The 10,182-nt window shown below is 59.1% G+C and carries 6 protein-coding genes; all 6 read left to right on the top strand.

Annotated features, from left to right (window positions below; genetic code table 11):
• Positions 1–456: 456 nt before the first annotated feature.
• The 6 genes from ACM110_RS12025 to ACM110_RS12000 all read left to right on the top strand — a co-directional run bounded on the left by ACM110_RS12025 (position 457) and on the right by ACM110_RS12000 (position 10,178).
• Positions 457–708: a helix-turn-helix transcriptional regulator gene (locus tag ACM110_RS12025; RefSeq protein WP_416127928.1), complete on the top strand. Its 252-nt coding sequence runs from the start codon at positions 457–459 to the stop codon at positions 706–708.
• Entirely contained in the window at positions 705–1,904 is a 1,200-nt protein-coding gene (locus ACM110_RS12020) for a type II toxin-antitoxin system HipA family toxin (RefSeq protein WP_416127927.1), read from the top strand. Before ACM110_RS12025 ends, ACM110_RS12020 begins: the two co-directional genes overlap by 4 nt.
• Before the next feature lie 301 nt (positions 1,905–2,205).
• Positions 2,206–3,138 carry an NAD-dependent epimerase/dehydratase family protein gene (locus ACM110_RS12015; RefSeq protein ID WP_416127926.1) on the top strand — a complete coding sequence of 311 codons (933 nt, stop codon included), beginning with the start codon at positions 2,206–2,208 and terminating at the stop codon, positions 3,136–3,138.
• A 62-nt stretch (positions 3,139–3,200) separates the two neighbouring features.
• Positions 3,201–6,014, top strand: a complete 2,814-nt coding sequence (locus ACM110_RS12010; protein WP_416127925.1) for an endo alpha-1,4 polygalactosaminidase — start codon at positions 3,201–3,203, stop codon at positions 6,012–6,014.
• On the top strand, positions 5,992–9,630 hold the full coding sequence (locus ACM110_RS12005) for a tetratricopeptide repeat protein (protein WP_416127924.1): 3,639 nt from the start codon (positions 5,992–5,994) through the stop codon (positions 9,628–9,630). The genes ACM110_RS12010 and ACM110_RS12005 overlap by 23 nt, the downstream gene beginning before the upstream one ends.
• 29 nt (positions 9,631–9,659) lie before the next feature.
• Positions 9,660–10,178: a penicillin-binding protein activator LpoB gene (locus tag ACM110_RS12000; protein ID WP_416127923.1), complete on the top strand. Its 519-nt coding sequence runs from the start codon at positions 9,660–9,662 to the stop codon at positions 10,176–10,178.
• The last annotated feature ends 4 nt before the right edge of the window (positions 10,179–10,182 follow it).

Here is a 10,182-nt window from a genome sequence, read left to right as displayed (position 1 = left end):
TCGACCTGGTCGACGACCGACAATTTAAAAGCCAGCGTGTAATCACGCTGACTGCGCTTCGTGCCTGTATCCATTACACCTTCCTGAAAAGAAGTCAGAAGGTGTAAACCTTATTCAGGACGGGACAACAGGCAAAAAAAAGCCCGCGGGAGGGCGGGCAAACCGTAGTTTCTTGAATGAGCGAGGCAAATGTACAGGTTGGCGCGCGGCGGCGGGGTGAAGAAAAGTTCATCTGCCGGCCGATGGGCGGCGCGGGTCTGAAGCGCTGCGGCTGCCATGGCGCAAGTCACGGGCGGCGACCAGGAAACTTGCCACGTTTCATATCCCACTCCCAAGGGCCGGGATGGACCCTCCGTCGAGGCGGCGTTAGACGCAAACTCCGAAAGTTCGCTGTTTCACAGCATTTCTATGTTATGTATACGATACATTGGTTGGTTAATGTAACGGTAAAAGGACATGGACTATTCCCTGCTGGTTTCCCGGCTTGGCAAGCAGATACGTGATAAGCGTGTGAATCGGGGCCTTACACAAGCTCGGCTTGCAGAACTCGCCGGACTGACTCGACAGAAAGTCATTGCGGTCGAGAAGGGCACTCTGTCGGTGGCCATGGTTGCTTATGCGCGCGTCCTGGGCGCGCTGGATTGTGAGTTCGCGGTCATTCCTGCGGCGATGCCAACCCTTGAAGAGCTAGGGGATCTGTTCGAATGAAAATGACTTCTCTTGCTGTCAGCACACCTGAGGGACTCAGCGGCCGAGTCCTCACCAGCGCTGACGATTTCATTTTTCGCTATCACGAAAAAGCATTGCCAGAAATGGCAATCAGCTTGTCGATGCCTGTGCGGCCTGACGAGTTTCGACGACGGGATCTGCACCCCATTTTTCAGATGAACCTGCCGGAAGGCTATGTGCTGGAACAGCTTCGTAATCGCCTGGCTAAAACCGTCAATGTCGATCCGATGCTGTTGCTGGCACTTTCCGGAAGCAGCTCGCCCATTGGCCGCGTGCGGGTGAGTTCCGAGACAGTCGACGCTTTGTTGGGCGAGCAGCAGTTTCCGGGGGAAAAGCTTGAAGAGATCCTGACGTGGGACGGTACGGAAGATATCTTTGCCGAACTTCTCGATCGCTACATCCTGCGAGCCGGTATTTCAGGTGTTCAACCCAAGGTGTTGGTGCCGGAACAACGGGAAGCAGAACTGTCCCGCGTGACTTCGAAAACTTCGGACTTGATCATCAAAAGTGGCCGTGACGAGTTCCCCGGGCTTGCGATCAACGAATTCCTTTGCATGTCCATTGCCAAGGAGGGAGGTCTGCCTGTCCCGGAGTTTTATCTGTCTGATAATGCAAAGCTGTTTGTCATGCGCCGCTTCGATCGCGACGATCAACTCAACCCGATTGGTTTTGAGGACATGGCCGCTCTCATGGGGCTATCAGCGGATCAGAAATACAGCAAAAGCTACGCGGCAATCGCCAAGGCCATCCGCTTGTTCTGCCCCGCGCAACATCTGCGATCCTCCCTTGATCAGCTGTTCGATAGCGTCGCCTTGAGCTGCATCGTCGGAAATGGCGATGCGCACTTGAAGAATTTCGGTTTGCTCTATTCGGAGCCCACGCAGCGCGATGCGCGCCTTGCACCTGCTTACGACATCGTCAACACCACCGCCTATATCCCGGAAGATGTGCTGGCGCTGGATCTGGCAGGTAACAAGTCAATGTTTGCTTCGCGACAAGGATTGCTGGAGTTTGCACAAAACTGCGAGATCGAAAAGCCAAGGGAGCGCATTCAGAAAATGCTTGCCGCAGTTGAAGTGGTGATTGCACGCTATCCCGAGTATCGAGAGCAGGCACCTCATGTCGTCGGTGCCATTGAACAGGCAGCGGCGCCTTTTGCTCGGACGTTTGGCTGATTTCGGCGGGTGATCAGCCGCGCTTGGCGCATGTTATTGCCAAGAATGGATCCGATTAATGTCGTCAATAAAATGACGAACCATGCAGGCCAATTGCCGTACGGCGGCAAAATAGACAACCTATTGACAGTGTCAGCGGGATCTCCCATTATCGGCCCGGTTTTGATGGCCTAGCGCCATAAAAACGTCGGTCGTGACTGGGTAGTTTCCTATGCTTCGCAACCGCAATACGATGAGAAAGCCCACACCGTTAGCGGACTTCAAACACGAGTATCCGCTTGAATCTTCAGGAAGAAATTTCATGTTCGTTGAGCGAGTACTGGTCACCGGCGGGGCTGGATTTATCGGGTCGCATCTTGTGGAAGCATTGCTGGCCAAGGGTTACAAGGTTCGCGTGCTGGATAACCTGTCCACCGGTAAAGTCAGTAATTTGCCGATGGATAATGCCAACCTGAACCTGGTGATCGGCGATGTCGCCGACAGCGCCGCCGTGGCTCAAGCCATGCGCGATTGCAGCGCGGTCGTTCATTTGGCGGCAGTGGCCTCGGTGCAAGCCTCGGTGGATGATCCGGTCGGCACTCATCAAAGCAACTTCGTCGGCACCCTCAACGTCTGTGAAAGCATGTTGAAGGCTGACATCAAGCGTGTCGTGTTCGCCTCCAGCGCTGCCATTTACGGCAACAACGGCGAAGGTACGGCCATCGACGAAGACACCCCCAAATCGCCGCTCACGCCGTATGCCAGCGACAAGTTGTCCAGTGAGCATTACCTGGATTTCTATCGCCGTGAGCACGGTCTGGAACCGGTGATCCTGCGATTCTTCAACATCTTTGGCCCACGCCAGGATCCGTCTTCGCCGTACTCCGGCGTGATCAGCATCTTTACCGAGCGGGCACTGAACGGGCAGCCGGTGTCGATTTTCGGCGACGGCGAGCAGACCCGCGACTTCGTCTATGTCCAGGACCTGGTGAGCATTCTGCTCCAGGCCGTGGAGGCGAAGGCGCCGCGCCCGGGTGCAGTGAACATCGGCCTCAGCCGCTCCACCAGCCTCAATGATCTGATCGCTGAACTGGGGACGGCCACCGGCAACCCTCTGAGGGTCAATCATCAGGCGCCACGGCAGGGCGACATTCGCCATTCGCGCGCCAACAACTCCCGTCTGCTCGAGCGCTTCAAACTGCCGGAACCGACTTCCATCGGCAACGGTCTAGCGCAACTCATCCGCAGTTTGTAACTCGGTCTGTTTTACTGTCCGACGCACAAGCAGTACTGATCAAGTCATTTCAAGAGTGAGTTATGGAAATCGTTTTTCGCAGGACGCGTGTCCGCTCGGTCGCCAAGCGACTGTTAGCCGCCCTGGCGCTGTGTGTGAGCGGGCCTGCTGTGCAAGCCGCCGCATTGACGTCTCCATCCAGCGTGACTTTCTGGTATGCCGATGAGCCGCCAATCTCTGAACTGGCCCAGTTCGACTGGGCGGTAGTAGAACCGGGGCATCTGACTGCGGGTGACGTCAAAACCCTGCGCAAGTTGGGCAGTCAACCGTTCGCGTACCTGTCGATTGGCGAGTTCAGCGGCAACAAGGCAGCCATTGCCAAAGCCGGTCTGGGCAAGGCCGTCAGCCCGGTGCGCAACGCCGCTTGGGACAGCCAGGTGATGGATCTCGCATCGCCGGCCTGGCGTGCGCATTTGCTTGGCGAAGCCAAGGCGCTCGAGGCCCAAGGGTATGCCGGGTTGTTCCTCGACACCCTCGACAGTTTCCAGTTGATGCCGCAAGGCGAGCGGGAAAAGCAGCGTCTGGCCCTCGCCAGTTTCCTGCGCGAACTGCACAAGACTCAGCCGAACCTGAAGCTGTTTTTCAACCGTGGATTTGAAGTACTGCCAGAGCTCGATGGCGTAGCCGCTGCAGTCGCCGTGGAATCCATCCACGCCGGTTGGGATGCGTCCGCCAAGCGTTATCGCCCGGTGCCGGAAGCCGATCGCCAGTGGCTGGAAACCCAGTTGCAACCGCTGCGCGCCAAAGGTATCCCGCTGGTGGCGATCGATTACTTGCCGCCCGAGCGTCGCGATGAAGCGCGCAAACTGGCCAAGCGTCTGCGCGAAGAAGGTTTCATTCCGTACATCGGTACCCCCGATCTGGACTCGATGGGCATCAGCAGCATCGAAGTCCAGCCACGTCGAATCGCGCTGGTTTACGACCCGCGTGAAGGCGATGTGATCCGCAACGCCGGGCATACATTGCTGGGTGGTTTGCTTGAATACCTGGGCTACCGGGTTGATTACCTGCCTGCCGATGAGACATTGCCCGATCACCGCTTCAGCGGTTTGTACGCTGGCATCATCACCTGGATGACCAGCGGCCCGCCGCAGGACGCGCCGGCGTTCAACCGTTGGTTGGGCAAGCGCCTGGACGAGCAGGTGCCGCTGGTGTTTTTCGCCGGTCTGCCGGTGGAAGACAAGCTGTTGCTCAAGCGCCTTGGCCTTAATCGCGGTGCGCCGCCGGCCACTCAAGCGTTGACCATCACCTATCAGGACAAGGCGCTGCTCGGGGCGTTCGAAGCACCGGTGCAGCCCCGATCCCGTGACCTGACCGCTGTTTCCGTCCTGCCGGGCGGCCCTAAGGCTGCGTTGCTGTTGACCGGTGAAGGTGGTCAAACGTTTGCTCCGGTGGCCGTCGCCAATTGGGGTGGTCTGGCCCTGGCGCCGTACATTCTCGAAACCAACAATGAGCGCAGCCGCTGGATTCTCGATCCGTTCGCGTTCCTCCAGGCCAGCCTGCGTCTGCCGGTGCAACCGCGTCCGGACACCACCACGGAAAACGGTCGGCGTATCGCTACGGTGCACATCGATGGCGACGGTTTCCCGTCCCGCGCCGAAGTGCGCGGCACGCCCTATGCGGGCAAACAGGTGCTCGATGATTTCATTCGGCCCAACCCGTTCCTGACGTCGGTATCGATCGTCGAAGGTGAAATTTCCCCGCGCGGAATGTTTCCGTTTCTGGCCCGCGAGCTTGAGCCGATCGCTCGTGAGCTGTTCGCCAACCCGAAAGTCGAAGTCGCCACGCACACCTTCAGCCACCCGTTTTTCATGCAGCCGGAAGTGGCGCAAAAGCGTGAAGGCTTCAACGCGGAATACGGTCTGAAAATGGCCATTCCCAACTACGACAAACTGGATTTCCGTCGTGAGATTTTCGGCTCGCGTGACTACATCAACTCGCAGCTGACCACCCCGGAAAAACCGGTGAAGCTGATCTTCTGGCCGGGCGATGCGTTGCCGTCGGCGGCGACGATCAAACTGGCCTACGACGCGGGTCTGAAAAACGTCAACGGCGCCGAGACCATGCTGACCAAGGCCAACCCGTCGCTGACCGGTTTGAACCCGTTGCTGCGGCCCACCGCCGGTGGCTTGCAGTACTACGCGCCGATCATCAACGAGAACCTCTACACCAACCTCTGGAAAGGTCCGTATTACGGTTTCCGCGACGTGATCGACACCTTCGAGCTGACCGACAGCCCGCGCCGTCTGCGTGGCCTGCATCTGTATTACCACTTCTATTCGAGCACCAAGCAGGCCTCGATCAAGGCGATGAACGAAATCTACGGCTACATGCGTGACCAGCAGCCGATGTCGTTGTGGATGAGCGACTACCTCGATCGTCTGCACGGTTTGTATCAGGCAAGCCTGGCGCGCACCGCTGACGGCGACTGGCAGATTCGCGGCATGGATGCGTTGCGCACCGTGCGCCTCGATCCGCAGATGGGTTGGCCGGACTTGCTGCGTTCGCAGGGCATTGCTGGCGTACGTGATTTGAAGCAAGGGCGTTACGTGCACTTGAGCAGTGACCGTGCCTTGCTGGTGTTGCGCCCGGATCGCGACCCGCGCCCGGCACTGGAGGAAGCCAATTTGCCGTTGCTGGACTGGCGTTACCTGGATGACCAACGCGTGAGTTTTTCGTTTGCAGGGCAAGTCGACCTGACCTTCTCGGTACGCTCGGCGAGCGCTTGCCGCGTAGAGGTGGATGGACAGCGTTTTGCAGGCAAGGCATCTGCCGGTCTGTGGATTTTTCAATTACCAATGAAGCAGGTGAGTAATGGTCAGCTCCTCTGCAACTAATTCTTCAGTCACTAAAAGCAGCCGCCTGCTCAACCCATGGGCATTGGCGGTGGTGGCGGTTGCCGTGGGAGGTTTGCTATGGGCGACCTTCCAGCGCGAAGAAGTATTCCAGCCTGATGGTCGTGAGCCGGATGCGGTGTCGGCCAACTATGCCGAACTGCTGCTGACCGCTCACCCGGAAGACGATCACCTGCGCCTGCAATTGGTCGACCTGTTGATTCGTCTCGGTGATTACACCAAGGCCCGTCAGCATCTGGAAAACTGGCCCGAGCCGAACGTGCAATTGCAGGCGTACTACCGCCTGGAACTGGATGCGCTGGAAGCGGCCAAGAACAGTGACCTGATCACCCAGCAGGCTTTGGTCGAGCGTCTGAAAAGCTTCGATCACCGGATGTTGCCACTGCCGCAATTGCAGAACCTGGCCAAGCTCGCGCTGACCTTGCAAGCGCCGGCATTTGCCGCCAGCGTTTATGAAGAAATTGCTGCCCGTGATCCGCAACAGCACACCGCAGCGCTCAAGTCTGCTGCGCAGTGGTACCTGGCGGGCGAGAACCCGGCGCGCGCTGCCGAGATTTATCTGGAGCTGAGAAAGGACACCGATCAGGCAGGCGAGCGTCGTGAATACGCGCAGCTCGCGTTCAATAGCCTGTTGGCGTCCGGGCAGGGTGACCAGGCTGCACAAGTGCTCGACGATGAAATCGACTCGCTGATCAATCCGCAAACCGACACGGCGTGGGTGCAGCAAGGCGTCGATGTGGCCATCGCGAGCAAGCGCTTCGATCTGGCACAACGTTTCCTGCAACAGTGGCGCGTCCTGCAACCGGACAACCCGCTAATCCTGCAGAAGGATTTCAGCATGCGCCTGGCCCTCGGCGATCTGCCGGGTGCCTGGGAAAGCGGCCAGCAATTGTTGGCCGAACATCCTGAAGATTTTCACCTGCTGGAGCAAATGGCGCAGCTGGGCGAATGGCGCGGTGAAACCGAAGCGGCACTCGGCTACTGGATTCGTCTTTTGAAGCTGCGCGAAACCGCCGAAACCCGCGAGCACGCCTGGCGCCTGGCCAGCCAGCAGTTCGACTTTGATCGTTCGATTCCATTGCTCGCCGAGATCATGGACCAGCGGGCGCTGACCGACATCGAACTCGATGCGCTGATCTACGGCCACGAATCACGGGGCACGCCACAGCAGGCCGAAGCGTGGCTGCACACCTATCTGCGCAAGTACCCCCAGCATCGCCTGGCCTGGACGCGCCTGCTGCAAAACCTGGAAAACACCGGGCAATACGCGGCCAAGGCCAAGGTCTACAAGGACTACTCGAAACGCTTTGCGCTGACCAGCACCGAGCGCGTCGATTGGGTCGACACCTACCTCAAGCTGTTCGACAACAAATCAGCGTGGCAGGTGTTGCAGGTCGATAACCGCAAGATCACCGATCCGAATTACTGGCGCTCCCGAGCCGCACTGGCCTGGGACCTTGAACTGGACGATGAACTGCAAGAGTCGCTGGAGAAAATGCTGGCGCTCAAGGGCTCGCTCAATAGCGGCGACGAGAGCCAGTTGATTACTCTTTATCGCACCAGCAATCCGCAGCGCTCTTTGCAGTTAATGGTCGGCAGTTGGCAACGTACCCATGATCGGCAGCGGTTGGTCGAGGCGTTGCAGCAAGCCCAGGAATTGCTGGACTGGCCGCAAGTGGAGGCGCTGCTCAAAGATGCCGAGCAATACCCGGATGCTTACGGGCAGGCTCAAGTGTTGGCGGTTCGCGGCGCTCTGGCAGTGCAGAAGGGCCAGACCGACGAAGCGCAGCGCTTGTACAAGGAAGGCCTGGAGCGGTTCCCTGACGACAACCTGTTCCGCGAGCGCCTGATGTGGCTCTACGTCGATGAAGGCAACACCGCAGAGCTCAAGCCGTTGCTGACCAAATGGAAAGCCCAGGCGCGTGAAGACCGGATCTTGTGGCTGCCGTTCGCCAGTGCCAGCCAGATGCTCGGCCGCGACAGCGAGGCATTGGCCTGGTATCGCATGTACCTCAAGTCCAGCCCTAATGACTGGTTGGTGCAAGCGGCCTACGCCGATGCGCTGGACAGCGCCGGTTATCAGGACGCGGCCCAGCGTCTGCGCTTGAAGCTGCTACGCAGTCCGGAAGGCGAAAATCTGCAACCGTCGTCCCAGCGTTACGGCATCTGGCTGCGCCTGATGGCCAGCAGTTACTCGCCGAAAAAAGCACAACAGGAAGTATTGAAGTGGAAGGACGGTTCGCCGGCAATGCTGCAACTGTGGTTTGAGCGTTTGCTGGCGCGTCTTGACGCGACCAATCAGGAATCGCAAAAGGACCAGTGGCTGGATTGGGCACGCAGTCAGGGTTTGAAGGTCGAGCGTTACGAGCAGATCCAGCAAGCCTTGCGCAGTCGTAACAAGGCGCAAGTCGAAACGCTGTTGGCCAGTAGCGACCTGAACCCGGCGCAACGCGCGCAGGCCCTCAGTCGTCTGGGTCGCCTGAATGAAGCCCTCGACACCAGCCTGACAGCGCTCGGTGACGAGCAGCCGGAAGCGGTGCGCGAACAGCTGCGTCGCCAGGCCGTGGAAATCCACGAGCGCACGCCGCAGGGCGCGCAGTTGTCGTGGCATGAGCAGGACTTCGGCGGCCTTGAGTTCAAAGCGCCGCGTCTGGAAATTGCGCACAACCTGGGTGATCAGTGGTACGCCGATCTTGAACTGGAGCAGGGCGATTACAGCGGCGACGACATCGAGTCATCGCGTATCGGTACGGAACGCAACGCGGCCCTGACCCTGCAACGTGCGGTGGAGGACGGCAGCTACAAACTGTTCGCCGACACCAGTCAGCGTGACGATGACGACCGCAATGGCCTGGGCCTGTCCCGGACCTGGCAATTGGGCGTGAGCGATGAGCTGGAAACCGGCGTCGACTGGCATCGCAAGAACGAAGACAGCGGCTTGATGCGTGCTTTCGGCCAGCAGGATCGCGTGTATCTGGGTGGTCGGCACAGCCTGACGGCCCGCGATCAGTTCAGTTGGGAAGTCGCGCAGCGGTCGTTTTCAACTCGTGCCGGTGACGATCTGGGCGATGGTCATGCGTTGAAAATGGAGCTCAACCACACGCTGGAATTCGCCGGTCCCAACTGGACCGTGCGCAGCGGTGTCGATTACCAGAAGAACCGGGTCAAGGACAAAAATCTGGATTATCTGTCCAGTAATTTTGGTGGTCCGGTCATCAGGGCGGCGCCTGTGCAGACGTTCGATCCTGAAACCGGTGTGCCCGATCCGATCAATCCACTGGACATCGAGACCGTCACCGCTGACGACTTGCTGCAAAGCCGCTATGGCCAACTGTATTTCGGCAGTTCCTGGCGCCGTGGTTTGCCCGGCGCGCTGGTGCGTACCAAACCGCAATACACCTGGCTGGTGGACTTGACGGCAGGCTGGCAATGGACCGATCAAACCTTCAACTACGGCATCAACACCGGCATCGGCGTTGAAGTGCTGGGTGACGACGAACTGGCCCTGACCTTCGGCTACCAATCCGCGCCACAAGGCGGGGACGGCAAGTCGGGCGGAACACTGGGCGTGAGCTACGGCGTGCGTTTCGGACGCTGATCATGGAATTTTCTACGGGAGAAAAACGTATGCAAGCAATTCGTAATCTGAGCCTGGCGCTGGCGGTCCTGTTCGTCGCCGGTTGTGCCAGCTTCACCGACGAAAGCAGCCCGAGCCTGCCGCGCACTGCGCAGTGGGGCATCGTGCCGATGGTCAACTATTCGCAGACGCCTCAGGCCGGTGAACGCAGCGAGCAGATCCTGCTCAGCGTTCTCAGCAGCCACGGTTTGCAGCCACGGGTTTACCCGGCCAGCACCCAGGGTGAACAAGCGCTGATGGACGACAACGAGCGTCTGGCCGGTGCCCTGGACTGGGCGCGTGAGCAGAAACTCGATTACGTCGTGGCCGGTAGCGTCGAAGAGTGGCAGTACAAGAATGGCCTGGACGGCGAGCCGGCAGTGGGCATCAGCCTGCGCGTGCTCGACGCCAGCAGTGGCCAGGTACTCTGGAGCAAGAGTGGCGCACGTGCCGGTTGGTCCCGTGAAAGCCTCGCGGGCACCGCGCAAAAGGTGCTCGACAAACTTGTTGGCGCCCTTCGGTTCGAGTGATCGC

The organism is Pseudomonas sp. NFX98, assembly GCF_047784845.1.
Taxonomy (GTDB): Bacteria; Pseudomonadota; Gammaproteobacteria; order Pseudomonadales; family Pseudomonadaceae; genus Aquipseudomonas.
Note: the sequence above shows the minus strand (reverse complement) of the source record. Positions and strands in the feature narration are given on the sequence as shown.

Coding starts and splice junctions, on each gene's coding strand:
- ACM110_RS12010 (WP_416127925.1), top strand. CDS start 3,201: ATGGAAATCGTTTTTCGCAGGACGCGTGTCCGCTCGGTCGCCAAGCGA.
- ACM110_RS12015 (WP_416127926.1), top strand. CDS start 2,206: ATGTTCGTTGAGCGAGTACTGGTCACCGGCGGGGCTGGATTTATCGGG.
- ACM110_RS12000 (WP_416127923.1), top strand. CDS start 9,660: ATGCAAGCAATTCGTAATCTGAGCCTGGCGCTGGCGGTCCTGTTCGTC.
- ACM110_RS12025 (WP_416127928.1), top strand. CDS start 457: ATGGACTATTCCCTGCTGGTTTCCCGGCTTGGCAAGCAGATACGTGAT.
- ACM110_RS12020 (WP_416127927.1), top strand. CDS start 705: ATGAAAATGACTTCTCTTGCTGTCAGCACACCTGAGGGACTCAGCGGC.
- ACM110_RS12005 (WP_416127924.1), top strand. CDS start 5,992: ATGGTCAGCTCCTCTGCAACTAATTCTTCAGTCACTAAAAGCAGCCGC.